The sequence below is a fragment of the Mesorhizobium sp. CNPSo 4684 genome (assembly GCF_057784315.1).
This window is the reverse complement of record NZ_JBWLUX010000008.1, coordinates 148,501-165,977: the sequence shown is the minus strand read 5'-3', so window position 1 is coordinate 165,977 and position 17,477 is coordinate 148,501. Positions and strand designations below refer to the sequence as shown.

Genomic DNA, 17,477 nt, shown 5'->3' with positions numbered 1-17,477 from the left:
ACAGCCTGTCACTGAAAGTGAATTGCCTCGCCTTGTTCGACACCAATTCGGCCCTCAAAGGCAGTTCGTGCAAGTTATCAGGCCTTCATTCCCCCGGAAGTCCCGATATTGATTAGGCGTTGCTGCGTGAAGATCTTCGCGCGGCTCAAACAGAACAGGACCACATGCAGAAATTGACCGTTGTAACGGCAGCTATTGCTGCCGGCGTGATGACTTTTGCCTTCAGCGCGGCCGATGCCGCACCACTGAGCCAGAGGGCAGACCAGGGCTTCATCGCCACTCCCGCCAAAACCGCCATGACGAAAGCGAGCCCAAAAGCCAAGAGGACAGCCACTGCCAAAGTGCAGAAGGCAGCCGTGGTGAAGGTCAGAAAAGCGACGGCCAAGAGGCATTTGAAGCGCGGCAGGAAGAGCATCGACCTGTCGACGACCGCGTCGATCGGCCCAAGCACCGCTGCGGAATCGACGGCGGCGGCCGCGCTCGGCGGCCAGTATTCGGCGATCATCGCCCGCTACGCGGCGGCCGAAGGCGTGCCGGTATCGCTGGCCAAGGCGGTGATCAAGATCGAGAGCAATTACCGGCCCAACATCGTCGGCAGCGCTGGCGAGATCGGTCTGATGCAGATCAAGCCGGCAACGGCGCGGATGATGGGTTACAGCGGTTCGGCCAAGGGCCTGTTTGATCCCGACACCAACATCAAATACGGCATGAAATATCTCGCCATGGCGCGCAACCTCGGTGGCGGCACGACCTGCGGCACCATCCTGAAATACAATGCCGGTCATGCCGCGACGCGGATGAATCCCGTGTCGGCCGCCTATTGCGGCAAGGTCAAGGTGCAGATGGCGGCCCTTGGATCTCCCGCATAAGTCTGCTTTTTCATTTGCGTTTTGGAACGTGAACCCCTTTATACGCTCTGCCAGCTGGCCGGGCGGCCGCACCCGCAAAGCCGAAAGGCTGCGGGTGAGGAAAGTCCGGGCTCCATGGAGACACGGTGCCGGTTAATGGCCGGCGGGGGCGACCCCAGGGAAAGTGCCACAGAAAGCAAACCGCCACGATTTATCGGGGTAAGGGTGAAAGGGTGGGGTAAGAGCCCACCGCGCGACTGGCAACAGGAGCGGCACGGTAAACCCCACCGGGAGCAAGACCGAATAGGGACGGTGCGAGGGGAAACCTTCAAGGGCTGTTTCCGGCCCACCGTCCGGGTAGGTTGCGTGAGGCGCATGGCAACATGCGTCCAAGATGAATGGCCGCCACGTTCTCGCTCCGCAAGGGGCGAGGGCCATACAAAACCCGGCTTACAGGCCAGCTGGCAATTTTCTGCGATATCGAAGATCCATTGAGATCAGCAGGTTGCGCCCTCGGGCGCGCCTATTGATTCAATCGGCTCGTCGACTGATTCAGCTGCTGGGATCGTTTGGGAGCAACGGCATTCTTGAAGATGGTGCGATTAAATCGTACCATAATCGGATAGATGGATCAGGAGCGTGCCATGGGTCAGGTCGACAAACGTAGCATCACGCTTTCGCCGGAGCTGGCAGCGGCGGTAGACGATGTCGTGGCCGCCGGCGAATATGCCTCGGCCAGCGAAGTAATCCGTGACGCCCTGCGGCAGTGGAAGGACCGTCGCGACCTGCTCGGCTACACGGTCGAGGAGTTGCGCAAGCTGGTGCAGGAGGGGATCGACAGTGGGCCGGCGGTGGATGGCCCGCCATTCATGGACCGGCTGCGAGCCAAATATCAGAAAATGTCGGATGGCGCGGGCTCGGAGGAGTGAGATATCGGCTGCTTCCTCAAGCGATGTCAGATGTCGAAGCCATCGGTGACTACATTGCAGAGCATAGCCCAAAGGCAGCCAGCCGCCTTGTGGACGCTTTGGAGAGGCGTTGGACACTGCTCACCTTGCATCCATTCTCAGGCGCGCCACGTGACGATATCGCGCCGGGCATTCGTCATCTGATCGTCGGCGAATACCTTACCCTGTACCGCGTCGGCGACGACGCGATCGAGATTGTTCGTGTCTTGCACGGCAGGCGCAATATCGGCGCCGACGACGTCGTCACCTAAGCGGTCAGCTCAACCGCTGATCTTGTCCAGCGATGCCTCGATTGCCTGCCAGAGTTCTTTCACCGGCTCGCAACCGACCGACAGTCGCACGAAGCCGGGCGGAACGGCATCGCCACGTTTGGCCCGCCGCTCGGCCGAGGTGTGGACGCCGCCGAAGGATGTCGCCGCCTGCATCAGCGTGCAGTTGTTGATGAAATCCTCGGCCTTGCCCTCTGAGGCGAGTTCGAAGGAGACGAGAAAACCGAAACGTTCCATCTGGGCGCGGGCAAGATTGTGCGAGGGGTCGCCTTCCAGTCCGGGATAGCGCAGGCCGGTCACCGCCCGATGGTTTTTCAGGCGCTTTGCGATCTCCTCCGCCGAAGAACACATGCGGTCGAAGCGCACATCCAGCGTCTCCAGGCCGCGATGGACCAGCCATGCCTCGAACGGGCCGGGAATGCCGCCCGCTGTCTCGCGCCAGCCGGTGACGGCGGCAATGATCTCCGGATTGCGGCTGGCGACATGGCCGAACAACACGTCGGAATGACCGTTGGCCGCCTTGGTGTCGGCGGCAACGACGACGTCGGCGCCGAGATCGAGCGGGCGCTGGCCGAACGGCGTCATCGTCGTGTTGTCGACGACGACCGTTGCCCCCGCGCGGTGGGCAGCCTCGGCGACGGCTGTGATGTCGCAGATGTCCAATCGCGGATTTGACGGGGTTTCGACATAGACGAGGCGATAGCCGTCGAAGCCGCCGTCGAGGAAGGTCGATGTCGGCCTGAGATCATAGGCGATGCCGAACGGTTTCAGGAAACGCTCGGCCAGCGCGCGCGTGGCATGATAGCCGTCCGAGGGCAGCAGGACGCGGTCGCCCGATTTCAACAGGCCGAAAAACACCGCCGAGATCGCCGCCATTCCCGATGGGAAGCCGACGCATGGAGCGTCTTCCAGATGCGCCAGCATATGCTCGACCGCATCCCAGGTGGAGTTGCTGTAGCGACCGTACTGACTGTAGCCGGCGCTATCGCCTGGATTATGGAAAATGGCAGCCATGGTCAGCGGCAAAGGGATGGGGTCGCCCTTGGCAAGCCCGTCGCGACGCAGATGGGCAAGGGAGGCCGCGCGTGACCTGGCTGTTTCGGACATGGATTTTCTAACCTTGTTGCTGGGCGGAAAGACGGCTGACGCTATGCGCGGTAGCGATGCGCGGCAAGCCGCTTCCGGTTGGGCCAAGCCGCTCTAAACGCTTCGTTAGGCTTAATGGACGATAAAGACGGGAGCGTCGTCAAAGCTGCTCTCACCGGTTGTGGCGCGCGCGTTTGTGAAGCCTGATCCCGTTGACGCCCATAGTGCCCCATGATATCCCATTTCGACACCAAAGCCTTCGTTCCGCGTCAGGGTAAAGCGTACGCCAATCGGGCAGCCGCGGCGGCTGTGCGTTTGCAGGGTTTTGCCGTTGGGACCGAAGCAGATTTTCGGCAGGGGACGCGCCTCGCTGGCGCGGACGAAAACATGGAGAGGGGTGCGGCGGCGGAAGCGGCTGTAGAGTGTCATGGACCGGTTTCTGTCAAGCGCGGTGAACAGGATCGATGCGAAGGGGCGGGTCTCCGTTCCGGCGCATTTCCGCGCGGTCGTGCAGAAACGCGGCTATTCGGAGCTCTACGCGCTGCGCGGCCTGGATGTCCCGGCGATGGATGTCGGCGGGCTCGACCTGCTCGACCGCTACGAGCAGCGCATCGCGCTGGAGGATCCTTTCCTGCAGACGGCGAACGACATGTCGTTCTTCTGCCATGGCGACGGGACGTTCCTGAAACTCGATCAGGACGGCCGCATCACGATGAGCGATTTCATCCGCGAGCATACGGGCATCTCGAGCGAAGTGGCTTTCGTCGGCCGCGGCAATTTCTTTCAAGTTTGGGAACCCGGGCGGCTTGCCGCCTATGGGGCGCAGGCGCGCGCCCGGCTGTTGCAGCTTCGGCAGGGGACGAAGCCTGGGGAGCGACTGGAATGATGGCGGATCACGGCGATGATATCAGCGCCGTTGGCGGATCGGTCCGTCACATTCCGGTCCTCCTTGCCGAAGTGCTGGAAGCGCTCTCGCCCAAAGCTGGCGATGTGATCGTCGACGGTACCTTCGGCGCTGGCGGCTACACCAAGGCGATCCTGGCGAGCGGCGCCTCGGTGGTGGCGATCGATCGCGATCCGGACGCCATCGCCGCGGGGCGGACCCTGGAACAGCAATCCGGCGGCAGGCTGAGGCTGGTGCAGGCACCGTTCTCGACCCTGAACGAGCAGGTCGAAAGCGCCGACGGCGTTGTGCTCGACATCGGCATTTCCTCCATGCAGGTCGACCAGGCCGAACGCGGCTTTTCGTTCCGCGCCGACGGGCCGCTCGACATGCGCATGGCACAGGCCGGCTTGAGTGCTGCCGATGTCGTTAATTCGTTCAAGACGGGCGATCTTGCCCGCATCTTCGGCTTCCTTGGCGAGGAGCGCAACGCCGGCCGCATCGCCCGCATGATCGAGAGCCGGCGCGAAAAACGCCCGTTCGAGCGTACGCTCGACCTTGCCGACGCCATCGAGACGCATATCGGCCGCGCGCCGAAGGACAAGATCCATCCGGCCACCCGCGTCTTCCAGGCGCTGCGCATTTTCGTCAATGACGAGCTTGGCGAACTGGCCAAGGCGCTGGTGGCGTCCGAGCGCGTGCTGAAGCCTGGCGGGCGGCTTGCCGTGGTGACGTTCCATTCGCTGGAAGACCGCATCGTCAAGCGCTTTATCGCCGACCGGGCCGACGCGGTGACCGGCTCGCGCCATATGCCCGAGGCGCATGCACGCAGCGCCACCTTCCGCAAGGCCGGTGGCGGCGTGACGCCCGGCGACGCTGAAATAGCAGCCAATCCGCGGGCGCGCTCCGCCAGGCTTCGCGCTGCGATCCGCACCGAGGCGCCGGCGCGCGGCGGCGATCTTTCGATTTTCGGCCTTCCAAAGCTTCCCGGCATCCAGGCGCCGCGAGAGAGGTGAACAATTGTTTCGAACCAGCGACATAGTCCTGATCGCCGTCATGGTCTCGGCCGCGGCCCTGACCTACAAGGCCAAGCGCGAGGCCGAGGAACAACTGGCTTCGGTGCAGAAGATCGAGGCGCAGATCCGCTATGAGGAGGACACGATCGACCTGCTCAAGGCCGACTGGAGCCTGCTGACCCAGCCGTCGCGCCTGCAGAAGCTGGCTGAAACCTACAAATCGCAGCTCGCACTCGAGCCGGTCAATGCGCGGCAGATCGTCGGGATCGACGACCTGCCGGCAAAACCGCTCAACATCGAGGACCTGTCGTCGCAGCGGCTCGGCGGCATGGCCGATAATTCCGGCAAAGGACCAGCTGGCAAGGATCCCGTGGTGACCGGAGCCATCGTGCAATGACCGTCGGGTTTCCAATGAGCGTCAAGCTTCCGAAGATCGGTGGGTTGCTGAAGCGGCGCGCAAGGGCCGGCGAGGACGGCTCGATCGTCGTCGAAGGCGCGCGCAAGGCGACCGGCGGCAAGGCCAAGACCCGCATCATCATGACGATGGCGGTGTTCTTCGGCATCTATTCCACCATCGCCGGACGGCTGGTCTATCTCGGTTTCCAAAACCCCGACATGTCGAACGGGCCGCAGAGCCGGGTGACGGCATCGCGGCCTGACATCGTCGACCGCAACGGCGAGGTGCTGGCGACCGACATCAAGACGGCATCGCTGTTTGCCGAGCCGCGTCGCATCGTCGATGCCGACGAGGCGATCGAAAAGCTGTCGACCATTCTGCCCGATATCGATCCCGAGCAGACCTACCACAAGCTGAAGAGCGGCGCCGGCTTCGTCTGGCTGCAGCGGCAGCTGACGCCCAAGCAGCAAGCCGACATCATGCAGCTCGGTATTCCAGGCATCGGCTTTCGCACCGAAAAGCGCCGCTTCTATCCGGCCGGCGTGACGTCATCCTACATTGTCGGCCTCACCAACATCGACAATCAGGGCATCTCCGGCATGGAGAAATACATCGACGAGCAGGGCTTAAGCGACTTGCAGGCCTCTGGCCTTGCGGTGGCGAAGGACCTGAAGCCGGTGCAGCTTTCGATCGATCTGCGCGTCCAGCATGTGGTGCGCGACGAGATCGCCGCCGGCCTCGAACGCTATCGCGCCATGGGCGCCGGCGCCGTTGTGCTCAACATCAAGACCGGTGAAGTGGTGGCCATGGCCTCGGTGCCGGATTTCGATCCGAACAATCCCTTTAATGCGCAAGACAAGGACCGGCTGAACCGCATGTCCGCCGGCCTCTACGAGATGGGCTCGACCTTCAAGAGCTTTACCTCGGCGATGGCGCTCGATTCCGGCAAGGCCAACATGAACAGCCGTTTCGACGCTTCGCATCCGATCCGTGTCGGCCATCAGGCCATCCACGATTTTCATGGCAAGAACCGCGTGCTGTCGCTGCCGGAAGTGTTCCTCTATTCCTCCAACATCGGATCGGCCCGCGAGGCCGAGCTGGTCGGCATCGAGGGGCACCGAGAATTCCTGCATCGCCTCGGCCTTTTGGACAGGATGCAGACCGAACTGCCTGAGGTCGCACGCCCGACCGAGCCGAAGGTCTGGAAACAGGTCAACTCCTTCACCATCGCCTTTGGCCATGGCGTGTCGACGACACCGCTGCAGGCCGCTGTCGGCTGCGCGGCGCTGATGCAGGGCTATCTGATCCAGCCGACATTCCTGGTCCGCAGCCAGCAGGAAGCCATGGCGGTGGCCAAGAGAGTGGTCAGCGAAAAGACCGTGGAGGGCATGCGCTACCTCTACACGCTCAATGCCGAGAAGGGCTCGGCCAGAAATGCCAGGGCCCCTGGCTACCGCGTTGGCGGCAAGACTGGAACGGCCGAGAAAGTCATCAATGGCCGCTACTCGAAGGAATTGAATTTCAACACCTTCGTCGCCGCTTTCCCGATGGACGATCCGCAATATCTGGTGTTTACGATTGCCGACGCTCCGCACCCGGAAAAGCCCGGGATGACCGACGTTGCCGCCAACAATGCGGGGGTTATGGCCGGCAATATCATCCGGCGGGCAGCGGCCATGCTTGGCGTGAAGCCAGATTTCAGCCATGAAAATGGTGCAACGCTGGTTTCCTATCAGTGATTCTTAGGGCGCGCCGGCAACTGCGCGCTATTTTGTTGCGATGAACGGGGTTCGATGCACCTTAGAGATTTAGCCGGTATCCTGCCTGTCGAGGGAACGTCTTCCCGCGATCTGGAGGTAACCGGGATTTCGTCGGATTCCCGCCAGGTCAAACCCGGCGCCGTCTTTTTCGCGCTCGCCGGCAGCAAGGCGGACGGCGCCGCCTATGCCGCCGATGCGGCAAAACGCGGCGCGGCGGCGATTGTCATGGGTAAGGCCAGCGCGATTGCCGGCCTGTCGGTTCCGGTGCTGAGCGTCGATGATCCGCGTCTGGCGCTGGCGCTGAGCGCCGCGCGCTTCTTCGGCAGGCAACCTGAAACCATGGTCGCGGTGACCGGCACCGCGGGCAAGACATCGGTCGCCGCCTTCACCAGGCAGATCTGGGAGCAGGCCGGTTTTGCCGCCGCTTCGATCGGCACCACCGGCGTGGTGGCGCCGGGCCGCAACGAGTATGGATCGCTGACCACGCCCGATCCAGTGGCTTTGCACCAATTGCTCAGGGAATTGGCGGAGGCCGGCGTCACCCATGCCTCGATGGAGGCCTCCAGCCATGGTCTCGACCAGCGCCGCCTCGATGGCGTCAAGCTCGCCGCCGGTGGTTTCACCAATCTCGGCCGCGACCACATGGACTATCATCCGACGCTCGAGGACTATCACCGCGCAAAATTGCGCCTGTTCGACACACTGCTGTCGAAAGGCGCGCCGGCCATCATCTTTGCCGACGATCCGTGGTCTGCGCCGACGGTCAAGGCAGCGCAGGCGGCCGGGCTCAAAGTGCTGACGGTCGGCCGCCACGGCGATTTCCTCAAGCTGAAGCGCGTCGAGCATGAGCGCCACCGCCAGCGCGCCGAAGTCGAAGCCGATGGCGTGCTCTACGAGATCGACCTGCCGCTTGCCGGCGACTTCCAGATTGCCAACGCCCTGGTTTCGGCCGGTCTGGCGATTTCCACTGGAACACCAGTCGCCAAGGCCTTGATGGCATTGGAGAAACTCCAGGGGGCGCCAGGCCGGCTCGACCTTGTCGGCGCGACCGCCAATGGTGCGCCGGTCTATGTTGATTATGCCCATAAGCCGGACGCATTGGAAAATGTGCTGGCCGCTGTGCGCCCGTTCACCACCGGCCGCGTCATTGTCGTGTTCGGCTGCGGCGGCGACCGCGACCGGGGAAAAAGGCCGATCATGGGCGAGATCGCCACACGGCTTGCCGATGTCGTCATCGTCACCGATGACAATCCGCGTTCGGAAGTGCCGGAAACGATCCGCGCCGCGATCCTGGCGGCTGCGCCCGGCGCCATCGAGATCGGCGACCGCCGCAAGGCGATCCACGAAGCGGTTGCCATGCTCAAGGCCGGCGACACGCTGATCGTTGCCGGCAAGGGTCACGAAGAAGGCCAGACCATCGGCGCCGAGACATTTCCTTTCTCAGACCATGAGGAAGTTCGCTCGGCGTTGCGGGAGCGGGCCGCATGAGCGTGCTCTGGACTGCCGATGCGCTGGTTGACGCCATGGGCGGACGGCCGCTCGGGCCAACGCCGGAGGGCATATCGGGGATCTCGATCGACAGCCGCAGCCTGCAGCCGGGCGACGCCTTCTTCGCCATCAAGGGCGAGACGATGGACGGCCATGATTTCGCGACCGCGGCGATCAAGGCCGGCGCCGGCGTTCTGGTTGTCGCCGAAGGCAAACTGCCATCGCTCGGGCGGCTGACGGCGCCGATGATCGTCGTGCAGGATGTGCTGGCGGCACTCGAAAAACTTGGCGTCGCCGCGCGCGAGCGTTCCAAGGCGAAGATCATCGCGGTGACCGGCTCTGCCGGCAAGACCACGACCAAGGAAGCGCTGCGCCATGTGCTGTCGGCCGTCGGCAAGGTGCATGCCTCGGCGCAATCCTTCAACAATCATTGGGGCGTGCCGCTGACGCTGGCGCGCATGCCGGACGATTGCGACTATGCGGTGTTCGAGATCGGCATGAACCATCCCGGCGAGATCCGGCCGCTGGTCAAGATGGTCCGGCCGCATGTCGCCATCGTCACGCTGATCGCCGCCGCACATCTCGGCTTCTTCAAAAATCTCGACGAGATCGCCAAGGCCAAGGCCGAGATTTTTGAAGGCATCGAGCCCGGCGGTGCTGCCTTGCTCAACCGCGACGATGGGCGCTGGAAGCTGCTCGACAAAATGGCGCGTGCCGCCGGCGTCGAACACGTCTTGGGCTTCGGCGAAAACGCCCGCTCGACCTACAAGCTCACCAAATGCGAGCTGCATGCCGATCATTCCGACATCACCGCCAGGATCGGCGGTCAGGACATCGTCGCCCGCATCGGCGCGCCCGGCCGCCACATGGTGCAGAATGTGCTCGCGGTTCTCGGCGCGGCGCATCTGGTTGAAGCCGACATCGGCAAGGTGGCGGAGGCGCTGGCCGATCTCTCTGCCGAGCGCGGCCGCGGCAAGCGCCATGTGCTGCGCCATCCCGGGGGACCGATCACGCTGATCGACGAGAGCTACAACGCCAATCCGGCGTCGATGAGTGCCGCCATGGCGCTGCTCAACGCGACGCCAGTGTCGGGCGAGGGCCGCCGGATCGCCGTACTCGGCGACATGCTCGAACTCGGCGAACATTCGGCAAAGCTGCATGCAGCCCTTGCCGATCTGATCGTCGGCACCGAAACACGCAAAGTCTTTCTCGGCGGCCCGGAGATGCGGGCGCTGGCCGATATCCTGCCCGACGAGATCGAAGCGGACTACCGCGCCGGCGCCGAGGATCTGAGGCCGGTATTGCTGTCGGCGCTGAAGCCGGGCGACGTGGTGATGATCAAATCGTCGAAAGGCATCGGGTTTTCAAAACTGGTCGATGCCTTGCTCGGCAAATTTCCGGCTGAAGCCGCAGGCACGAAACAGAACTAGTCCGGGGAACGGAATCGCATGTTTACATTGCTCGTCGATTTTGCGGACAAGATCTCGGTCTTCAATGTCTTCCGCTACATAACCTTCCGCACCGGCGGCGCGCTGATCACCTCGGCGCTGATCGTTTTCATCTTCGGACCGACCATCATCAATTCGCTCAGGCTTAGGCAAGGCAAGGGGCAGCCGATCCGCGCCGACGGGCCGCAGACGCATTTCAAGAAGGCCGGCACGCCGACCATGGGCGGGCTGATGATCCTGTGCGGCATCATTGGCTCGTCGCTTCTGTGGGCGAACCTTTCCAGCATCTATGTCTGGGTGGTGCTTCTGGTGACGCTGGGCTTCGGTTCGATCGGGTTCTACGACGACTATCTCAAGGTGACGAAGCAGTCGCATCTCGGCTTTTCCGGCAAGGCGCGGCTGGCGCTGGAATTCGTCATCGCCGGCATCGCTGCCTGGGTGATCATGCATAATGGCCAGGCGCCGTTCTCATCGTCGCTGACCTTCCCCTTCGCCAAGGAATTCATCGTCAATCTCGGCTGGTTCTTCGTACCGTTCTCCTGCTTCGTCATTGTCGGCGCCGGTAATGCGGTGAATTTGACCGACGGCCTCGACGGGCTGGCGATCGTGCCGATCATGATCGCGGCGGCCTCCTTCGGCGTCATCGCCTATCTCTCCGGCAATGCGGTGTTTGCCGAATATCTGCAGATCCATTTCGTGCCCGGCACCGGCGAGCTGGCCGTTGTGCTCGGCGCCGTCATCGGCGCCGGCCTCGGCTTCCTCTGGTTCAACGCGCCGCCGGCGGCGATCTTCATGGGCGACACCGGTTCGCTGGCCATGGGCGGCCTGATCGGCACGGTTGCGGTCGCCACCAAGCATGAGATCGTGCTGGTCATTGTCGGCGGATTGTTTGTCGTGGAAATCCTGTCGGTCATCATTCAGGTCGGTTACTTCAAGATGACCGGCAAGCGCGTCTTCCTGATGGCGCCGATCCACCATCATTTCGAAAAGCTCGGCTGGACCGAAAGCCAGGTGGTGATCCGCTTCTGGATCATCGCCGTCATCCTGGCGCTGGTCGGCCTGTCGACCCTCAAGCTGAGATAGGAGCCCGCTTGATCCCCGCCGCATCCTTTTCGGGCAAACGCGTTTCGCTCTTCGGGCTCGGTGGCTCGGGGATCGCCACGGCGCGCGCGCTGATCGAGGGCGGGGCCGACGTTCTGGGCTGGGACGACAATCCCGACAGCGTCGCCAAGGCCGCCGGCCAGGGCATTGCTACCGCCGATCTGCGCGGCGCCGATTGGGCGAAATTCTCGGCCTTCGTGCTGTCGCCCGGCGTACCGCTGACCCATCCCAAGCCGCATTGGACGGTGGAACTGGCGCGCGGCGCCGGCGTCGAGGTAATCGGCGACATCGAGCTGTTCTGCCGCGAGCGGATCGCGCGGGCGCCCACAGCCCCCTTCATCGCCATCACCGGCACCAATGGCAAGTCGACGACGACGGCGCTGACCGCGCATATCCTGAAATCGGCAGGCCGCGACACGCAGATGGGCGGCAATATCGGCCGCGCCATCATGACCCTCGATCCGCCGCAGGCGGACCGGCACTATGTCGTCGAATGCTCGTCCTACCAGATCGATCTGGCGCCCTCGATCAATCCGACGGCCGGCATCCTGCTCAATCTGACGCCCGATCATCTCGACCGCCATGGCACCATGCAGCACTACGCTTCGATCAAGGAGCGGCTGGTCGCCGGCAGCGAGACCGCCATCGTCGGCGTCGACGATTCCTGGTGCGCGCAGATCGCCGACCGGCTGGAACGGGCGGGCAGGCAGGTGATCCGCATCTCCAAGCGGCTGCCGCTGACCGATGGCTATTTCGCCGACGGCTCCAATCTGATGGAAGCCGTGCATGGCCGCTACAGCCGTGTCGCTTTCCTCGAAGGCATCGGTTCTCTGCGCGGCCAGCACAATGCGCAGAATGCGCTTGCCGCGGTGGCCTCCTGCCTCAAGGTGGGCTTAAGCCTCGGCGAGATACAGGCGGGGCTCGAGAGCTTCCCGGGCCTTGCGCATCGCATGGAGCAGGTCGGCCGCAAGGACCGCGTGCTGTTCGTCAACGATTCCAAGGCGACCAATGCCGATGCGGCGGCGCCGGCGCTGTCGAGTTTTCCGCGCATCTACTGGATCGCCGGCGGGCTGCCCAAGGAAGGCGGTATCGAGCCGCTGCGCGGGTTCTTCCCGCGTATCGCCAAGGCCTATCTGATCGGCGAGGCGGCGCCTGCTTTTTCGGCGACGCTGGGCGAAGCCGTGCCTTATGAAATCTCGGGCACGCTGGCCGCCGCGGTCGACCATGCCGCGAACGACGCGGCCAAGGATGACAGCGGCGAGGTGGTGGTGTTGCTGTCGCCGGCCTGTGCCAGTTTCGACCAGTTCAAGAATTTCGAAGTTCGCGGCGAAGCCTTCAGGCAAGCTGCGAATGCTATCGAGGGTGTGAAACCCATCGGAGGGGCACGATAATGCAAAGCCGTCTCGACAAAAGCCCGGTTGCAACCTGGTGGTGGACGATCGATCGCTGGTTCCTGGCGGCGTTCCTGTCGCTGATGGGCTTAGGCATCGTGCTCTCCTTCGCGGCAAGCCCGGCGGTGGCCGAACGCATCGGCCTCGACAGTTTCCACTTTGCCACCAGGCAGATCATCTTCACCGTGCCGGCGCTCGGCGTGATGCTGGCGGTCTCATTCTTGGAATCGCGGCAGATCCGCCGCATGGCGTTGGTCATCCTGTGCATCATGCTGGTGCTGATGGTGGCGGTGCTCTATATCGGCGTCGAAGTGAAGGGCGCGCGGCGCTGGGTGTCGTTTGTCGGCATGTCGATCCAGCCGTCGGAATTTTTGAAACCTGCCTTTGTCATCGTCTGCGCGTGGCTGTTCGCCGAACACAAGCGCCAGCCTGACATTCCAGGCAATTTGTTCGCGATGCTGCTTTTGATCCTGGTCATCTCGCTTTTGGTGGCGCAGCCCGATCTTGGCCAGACCATGCTGGTGACCGGCACCTGGGGCGTCATGTTCTTCATGGCCGGCCTGCCATGGCTGTGGATCATCGCGCTTGGCGCCACCGGCGCCAGCGGCCTGTTTGCCGCCTATACCGTGTTCCCGCACGTCGCCGCCCGCATCGACAAGTTCCTGACCGGCGAAGGCGACACGTTCCAGGTCGATATGGGCCGCGAGGCGCTGATCAACGGCCACTGGTTCGGCGTCGGGCCGGGTGAGGGCACGGTCAAGCGCGTCATCCCCGACGCGCATGCCGACTTCGTGTTTTCCGTTGCCGGCGAAGAGTTCGGGCTGATCATGTGCTTCTTCATCATGTCGATCTTCGCCTTCATCGTGCTGCGCGGCCTCAATACGGCGCTGAAGGAGCATGACGATTTCACCCGCTATGCCGTCGGCGGGCTGGTGACGGTGTTCGGCCTGCAGTCGGTCATCAACATGTGCGTCAATCTGCAGCTGATGCCGGCCAAGGGCATGACGCTGCCTTTCATCTCCTATGGCGGCTCTTCACAGATCGCCATTGCCATCTCGATGGGCATGGTGCTGGCCTTGACGCGCAAGCGTCCGGAAAAGCGCAAGCAGATGGGCTTTGCCCTGTCGCAGCGCGCCCTGCCGGCGGAGTGATATGGCGAGGGGTGTCATTCTTCTCGCGGCGGGCGGAACCGGTGGACATCTGTTTCCGGCCGAGGCGCTGGCGCATGAGCTGATCGAACGCGGCTGGAGTGTGCATCTGGCAACCGACGACCGCGCCGAGCGGTTTGCCGGCCATTTCCCGGCCGCCGCCATCCATCCGATCCAGTCGGCGACCATGGGCTCGAAAAACCCCGTCGCCTTGCTCGGCGCTTTCTGGAAAATCTGGCGCGGCGTGCGCCAGGCGTCCGCCGTCATCGGCAGGATCAAACCTGACGCGGTCGTCGGCTTCGGCGGTTATCCGACCCTGCCGCCGCTTTATGCGGCGACACGGCGCAAGGTGCCGACGCTGATCCATGAACAGAATGCGGTGATGGGCCGCGCCAACCGGGCGCTGTCCGGTCGCGTCGATGCCATTGCCGGCGGCTTCCTGTCGGAGGATGAAAGTGCTGCCGGCGCCAAGACGGTCATCACAGGCAATCCGGTCCGGCCGCGGATCCTGGAGGCGGCAAAGACGCCGTACATGACCTCCACTGGCGAGGAGCCGTTCCGCCTTCTGGTGTTCGGCGGCAGCCAGGGCGCGCAGTTCTTTTCCGACGTTATGCCGGCGGCCATCGCACTCCTGCCGGAGGCGCAGCGCAAGCGGCTGGTGATTACCCAGCAGGCCCGCGCCGACGACGTGGCGCGGGTGAAGGCTGGCTATTCGGCACTTGGCGTCCATGTCGAGGTCTCGCCCTTCTTCACCGATATGGCGCAGCGCATGGCCACCGCGCATCTGGTGATCTCGCGCTCCGGCGCCTCGACGGTCTCCGAGATTGCTGTCATCGGCCGGCCGGCGCTGCTGGTGCCTTATCCCCATGCGTTGGACCATGACCAGGCGGCGAATGCAGCCGCTCTTGCCGCAGCCGGTGGCGGCGAGGTGCATCCGCAATCGTCGCTGTCGCCCGAGCGCATCGCGGCGCTTGTTGGCGGGCTGATGGACAATCCCGAGCGGCTGGCGGCAATGGCTGCCGGCGCAAAGTCAGCCGGCCGGCCGGACGCGGCACGGTTGCTCGCCGATCTCACAGAGGCTATTGCGTCCAGAAAACCCGTATCGGATTTCAGGAAGGGGACGCATTGATGAAGATGCCGCAAACCATCGGCCTTGTGCATTTCATCGGCATTGGCGGCATCGGCATGAGCGGCATCGCCGAAGTGCTGCACAATCTTGGCTACAAGGTGCAGGGCTCCGATCAGGCCGACAGCGCCAATGTGCAGCGGCTGCGCGACAAGGGTATCGAATGCTTCGTCGGCCACAAGGCCGAGAATATCGGTGCTGCCGAAGTGGTGGTGGTTTCGACCGCCATCAAGAAATCCAATCCGGAGTTGAAGGCCGCGCGTGAGAAGCTTTTGCCGATCGTGCGCCGCGCCGAGATGCTGGCCGAACTGATGCGCTTCCGCCAGGCCGTCGCCATCGGCGGCACGCATGGCAAGACGACGACAACCTCGATGGTGGCGACGCTGCTCGACGCCGGCGGGCTCGACCCGACCGTTATCAATGGCGGCATCATCAATGCCTATGGCACCAATGCCCGCATGGGCGATGGCGAATGGATGGTGGTCGAAGCCGACGAGAGCGACGGCACTTTCCTCAAGCTGCCGGCCGAAATTGCCGTCGTCACCAACATCGATCCGGAGCATCTCGACCACTATGGCAGCTTCGACAAGGTGCGCGAAGCGTTCCGCCAGTTCGTCGAGAACGTGCCGTTCTACGGCTTTGGCGTGATGTGCACCGACCACCCGGAGGTGCAGGCGCTGGTAAGCCGCATCGAGGACCGTCGCGTCATCACCTATGGCGAGAACGCGCAGGCCGATGTGCGCTTCACCAACCATCGCATGGCCGGTGCTGCCTCCGAGTTCGACGTGGTGATCCGCGACCGCAAAACCGGTAGCCAGACGACGATATCGGACCTGCGCCTGCCGATGCCCGGCCGCCACAATGTCTCCAACGCGACTGCCGCGATTGCGGTTGCGCATGAACTCGGCCTGTCGGCCGAGGCGATCAAGAAGGGGTTGTTGTCCTTCGCCGGCGTCAAGCGGCGCTTCACCCATACCGGCTCGTGGAACGGCGTCGAGATCTTCGATGATTACGGCCACCACCCGGTCGAAATCACCGCGGTGCTGAAAGCGGCGCGCAGCGCCACCAAGGGCCGCGTCATTGCCATTGCGCAGCCGCACCGCTTCACCCGCCTGCACGATCTGTTCGACGAATTCTCGGTCTGCTTCAACGATGCCGACACGGTGATGGTGGCCCCGGTCTATGCAGCGGGCGAAGAGCCGATCGACGGCGTGAGTTCGGAGGCGCTGGTGTCGCGCATCCGCTCCGGCGGTCACCGCGATGCGCGCTATATCGACAGTGCCGCTGCCATCGCCCCCACCATCCGCGAACTGGCCAAGTCCGGCGACTTCGTCGTCTTCCTCGGCGCCGGTAACATCACCCAATGGGCCTATGCGCTGCCCAGGGAACTTGGCGGTGCGGTCTCATGATGCGCGGCCAGGATCTGATCGACAGACTTGGCGACCGGCTTGCCGGCCTGCGTGGTCGCATCACGCCCAATGCCGAGATGGACAAGATCACCTGGTTCCGCGCCGGAGGGCTGGCCGAGGTGCTGTTCCAGCCGGCCGACGAGGAAGACCTTGCCGCCTTCCTGCGCGCCGTGCCGGAGGAGATCCCGCTCACCGTCGTCGGCGTCGGCTCTAACCTCCTGGTGCGCGACGGCGGTATTCCGGGTTTCGTCATCAGGCTTTCGGCCAAGGGTTTTGGCGAAGCCGAGGTCATATCGCCGACCGGCATCAAAGCGGGTGCTGCGACGCCCGACAAACGCATTGCGGCCGTCGCCCATGAGGCCGGCATTGGCGGCTTTCATTTCTATCACGGCATTCCCGGCGCCATCGGTGGCGCGCTGAGAATGAATGCCGGCGCCAATGGCGTTGAGACACGAGAGGTGGTCGTGGAGGTGCGGGCGCTCGACCGCAAGGGCAATCTGCACACGCTGAGCAATGAAGACATGGGCTATGCCTATCGTCACTCGGCAGCACCTGCCGGGCTGATCTTCACCTCCGCCATTTTCGAAGGCGTGCCGGAAGACAAGGCGGCGATCAAGGCGGCCATGGACGCCGTCCAGACGCATCGCGAGACGGTGCAGCCGATCCGCGAGAAGACCGGCGGCTCGACCTTCAAGAATCCGGAGGGCACCTCGGCCTGGAAGGAGATCGACAAGGCCGGCTGCCGCGGGCTGATGATCGGCGGCGCGCAGATGTCGCCGATGCACTGCAACTTCATGATCAACACCGGAACCGCGACCGGCTACGACCTCGAATATCTCGGCGAGACGGTGCGCGCCCGGGTGCTTGTAAATTCCGGCATAAGGCTGCAGTGGGAAATCAAGCGCCTCGGCAGTTTCCGCCCCGGCCACGCCGTTCAGGAATTCCTCGGACAACTCCTGTAGGCACCTTAGCCCAAGCTGAAGTTCATGTGATGCTTGAACTTCAAACGGTCTGAAACAACAGCGCGACCGTTGCCCGAAAGACTCAACCGCACGCTTTTTGCCGCCGTTTTCGCGGAAAGTGAATCTGTCGGAATCATAAGCACTTGCCAGCGAATCAACTCTCTGATTCTCTGCCCT

Annotated in this window: 17 protein-coding genes and 1 other RNA gene; 16 read left to right on the top strand and 2 right to left on the bottom strand. The window is 63.4% G+C overall.

Features of this window, described 5'->3' with window-relative positions; all coding sequences use genetic code 11:
• The first annotated feature begins 164 nt into the window (after window positions 1-164).
• The 4 genes from AC04SG_RS09610 (at window position 165) to AC04SG_RS09595 (ending at window position 2,067) form a co-directional block, all read left to right on the top strand.
• Window positions 165-869 (top strand): lytic transglycosylase domain-containing protein, encoded by a 705-nt coding sequence (locus AC04SG_RS09610; protein WP_192258458.1) that lies wholly within the window; start codon window positions 165-167, stop codon window positions 867-869.
• A gap of 50 nt (window positions 870-919) precedes the next feature.
• Window positions 920-1,317: RNase P RNA component class A (gene rnpB, locus AC04SG_RS09605), an RNA gene on the top strand.
• 175 nt (window positions 1,318-1,492) lie between these two features.
• Entirely contained in the window at window positions 1,493-1,777 is a 285-nt protein-coding gene (locus AC04SG_RS09600; RefSeq protein WP_488550824.1) for a type II toxin-antitoxin system ParD family antitoxin, read from the top strand.
• The gene (locus tag AC04SG_RS09595; RefSeq protein WP_488550823.1) at window positions 1,774-2,067 is read left to right on the top strand and encodes a type II toxin-antitoxin system RelE/ParE family toxin; all 294 of its coding nucleotides are present in this window, start codon (window positions 1,774-1,776) and stop codon (window positions 2,065-2,067) included. The genes AC04SG_RS09600 and AC04SG_RS09595 overlap by 4 nt, the downstream gene beginning before the upstream one ends.
• 9 nt (window positions 2,068-2,076) lie before the next feature.
• Here AC04SG_RS09595 and AC04SG_RS09590 read toward each other — a convergent pair whose 3' ends face one another.
• Window positions 2,077-3,192: a cystathionine gamma-lyase gene (locus AC04SG_RS09590; RefSeq protein ID WP_488550822.1), complete on the bottom strand. Its 1,116-nt coding sequence runs from the start codon at window positions 3,190-3,192 to the stop codon at window positions 2,077-2,079.
• Window positions 3,193-3,303: 111 nt separating this feature from the next.
• Window positions 3,304-3,600, bottom strand: a complete 297-nt coding sequence (locus AC04SG_RS09585) for a hypothetical protein (RefSeq protein ID WP_203278694.1) — start codon at window positions 3,598-3,600, stop codon at window positions 3,304-3,306.
• On the opposite strand from AC04SG_RS09585, the gene mraZ reads away from it, so the two are divergent.
• The 12 genes from mraZ to murB are packed head-to-tail and all read left to right on the top strand — an operon-like array spanning window position 3,599 to window position 17,300.
• Window positions 3,599-4,057: a division/cell wall cluster transcriptional repressor MraZ gene (gene mraZ, locus AC04SG_RS09580; RefSeq protein WP_488550821.1), complete on the top strand. Its 459-nt coding sequence runs from the start codon at window positions 3,599-3,601 to the stop codon at window positions 4,055-4,057. The two genes, AC04SG_RS09585 and mraZ, sit on opposite strands and share 2 nt — an antisense overlap.
• A complete protein-coding gene (gene rsmH, locus AC04SG_RS09575; RefSeq protein ID WP_488550820.1) occupies window positions 4,054-5,070 on the top strand; it encodes a 16S rRNA (cytosine(1402)-N(4))-methyltransferase RsmH in 1,017 nt (338 codons plus the stop codon). The genes mraZ and rsmH overlap by 4 nt, the downstream gene beginning before the upstream one ends.
• A 4-nt stretch (window positions 5,071-5,074) precedes the next feature.
• Window positions 5,075-5,467 carry a cell division protein FtsL gene (ftsL, locus tag AC04SG_RS09570; RefSeq protein ID WP_192258451.1) on the top strand — a complete coding sequence of 131 codons (393 nt, stop codon included), beginning with the start codon at window positions 5,075-5,077 and terminating at the stop codon, window positions 5,465-5,467.
• 14 nt (window positions 5,468-5,481) lie between these two features.
• Complete coding sequence (locus AC04SG_RS09565) at window positions 5,482-7,206, top strand: peptidoglycan D,D-transpeptidase FtsI family protein (RefSeq protein ID WP_488550819.1); 1,725 nt, start codon at window positions 5,482-5,484, stop codon at window positions 7,204-7,206.
• Window positions 7,207-7,260: 54 nt separating this feature from the next.
• Window positions 7,261-8,715, top strand: coding sequence for a UDP-N-acetylmuramoyl-L-alanyl-D-glutamate--2,6-diaminopimelate ligase (locus tag AC04SG_RS09560; RefSeq protein ID WP_488550818.1), 1,455 nt, complete (start codon window positions 7,261-7,263; stop codon window positions 8,713-8,715).
• A complete protein-coding gene (locus AC04SG_RS09555; RefSeq protein WP_488550817.1) occupies window positions 8,712-10,145 on the top strand; it encodes a UDP-N-acetylmuramoylalanyl-D-glutamyl-2,6-diaminopimelate--D-alanyl-D-alanine ligase in 1,434 nt (477 codons plus the stop codon). The genes AC04SG_RS09560 and AC04SG_RS09555 overlap by 4 nt, the downstream gene beginning before the upstream one ends.
• 18 nt (window positions 10,146-10,163) lie before the next feature.
• Complete coding sequence (gene mraY / locus AC04SG_RS09550; RefSeq protein ID WP_112560382.1) at window positions 10,164-11,246, top strand: phospho-N-acetylmuramoyl-pentapeptide-transferase; 1,083 nt, start codon at window positions 10,164-10,166, stop codon at window positions 11,244-11,246.
• An 8-nt stretch (window positions 11,247-11,254) separates the two neighbouring features.
• On the top strand, window positions 11,255-12,655 hold the full coding sequence (gene murD, locus AC04SG_RS09545; RefSeq protein ID WP_192258448.1) for a UDP-N-acetylmuramoyl-L-alanine--D-glutamate ligase: 1,401 nt from the start codon (window positions 11,255-11,257) through the stop codon (window positions 12,653-12,655).
• Window positions 12,655-13,806: a putative lipid II flippase FtsW gene (ftsW, locus tag AC04SG_RS09540; protein ID WP_112560384.1), complete on the top strand. Its 1,152-nt coding sequence runs from the start codon at window positions 12,655-12,657 to the stop codon at window positions 13,804-13,806. The genes murD and ftsW overlap by 1 nt, the downstream gene beginning before the upstream one ends.
• Before the next feature lies 1 nt (window position 13,807).
• Window positions 13,808-14,932 (top strand): undecaprenyldiphospho-muramoylpentapeptide beta-N-acetylglucosaminyltransferase, encoded by a 1,125-nt coding sequence (gene murG, locus AC04SG_RS09535; RefSeq protein ID WP_488550816.1) that lies wholly within the window; start codon window positions 13,808-13,810, stop codon window positions 14,930-14,932.
• On the top strand, window positions 14,932-16,338 hold the full coding sequence (murC, locus tag AC04SG_RS09530; RefSeq protein WP_488550815.1) for a UDP-N-acetylmuramate--L-alanine ligase: 1,407 nt from the start codon (window positions 14,932-14,934) through the stop codon (window positions 16,336-16,338). The genes murG and murC overlap by 1 nt, the downstream gene beginning before the upstream one ends.
• Window positions 16,335-17,300 (top strand): UDP-N-acetylmuramate dehydrogenase, encoded by a 966-nt coding sequence (gene murB, locus AC04SG_RS09525; protein ID WP_488550814.1) that lies wholly within the window; start codon window positions 16,335-16,337, stop codon window positions 17,298-17,300. Before murC ends, murB begins: the two co-directional genes overlap by 4 nt.
• Window positions 17,301-17,477: the final 177 nt, after the last annotated feature.

Coding starts and splice junctions, on each gene's coding strand:
- AC04SG_RS09610 (WP_192258458.1), top strand. CDS start 165: ATGCAGAAATTGACCGTTGTAACGGCAGCTATTGCTGCCGGCGTGATG.
- AC04SG_RS09600 (WP_488550824.1), top strand. CDS start 1,493: ATGGGTCAGGTCGACAAACGTAGCATCACGCTTTCGCCGGAGCTGGCA.
- AC04SG_RS09590 (WP_488550822.1), bottom strand. CDS start 3,192: ATGTCCGAAACAGCCAGGTCACGCGCGGCCTCCCTTGCCCATCTGCGT.
- mraZ (WP_488550821.1), top strand. CDS start 3,599: ATGGACCGGTTTCTGTCAAGCGCGGTGAACAGGATCGATGCGAAGGGG.
- AC04SG_RS09585 (WP_203278694.1), bottom strand. CDS start 3,600: ATGACACTCTACAGCCGCTTCCGCCGCCGCACCCCTCTCCATGTTTTC.
- rsmH (WP_488550820.1), top strand. CDS start 4,054: ATGATGGCGGATCACGGCGATGATATCAGCGCCGTTGGCGGATCGGTC.
- AC04SG_RS09565 (WP_488550819.1), top strand. CDS start 5,482: ATGAGCGTCAAGCTTCCGAAGATCGGTGGGTTGCTGAAGCGGCGCGCA.
- AC04SG_RS09560 (WP_488550818.1), top strand. CDS start 7,261: ATGCACCTTAGAGATTTAGCCGGTATCCTGCCTGTCGAGGGAACGTCT.
- AC04SG_RS09555 (WP_488550817.1), top strand. CDS start 8,712: ATGAGCGTGCTCTGGACTGCCGATGCGCTGGTTGACGCCATGGGCGGA.
- mraY (WP_112560382.1), top strand. CDS start 10,164: ATGTTTACATTGCTCGTCGATTTTGCGGACAAGATCTCGGTCTTCAAT.
- ftsW (WP_112560384.1), top strand. CDS start 12,655: ATGCAAAGCCGTCTCGACAAAAGCCCGGTTGCAACCTGGTGGTGGACG.
- murG (WP_488550816.1), top strand. CDS start 13,808: ATGGCGAGGGGTGTCATTCTTCTCGCGGCGGGCGGAACCGGTGGACAT.
- murC (WP_488550815.1), top strand. CDS start 14,932: ATGAAGATGCCGCAAACCATCGGCCTTGTGCATTTCATCGGCATTGGC.
- murB (WP_488550814.1), top strand. CDS start 16,335: ATGATGCGCGGCCAGGATCTGATCGACAGACTTGGCGACCGGCTTGCC.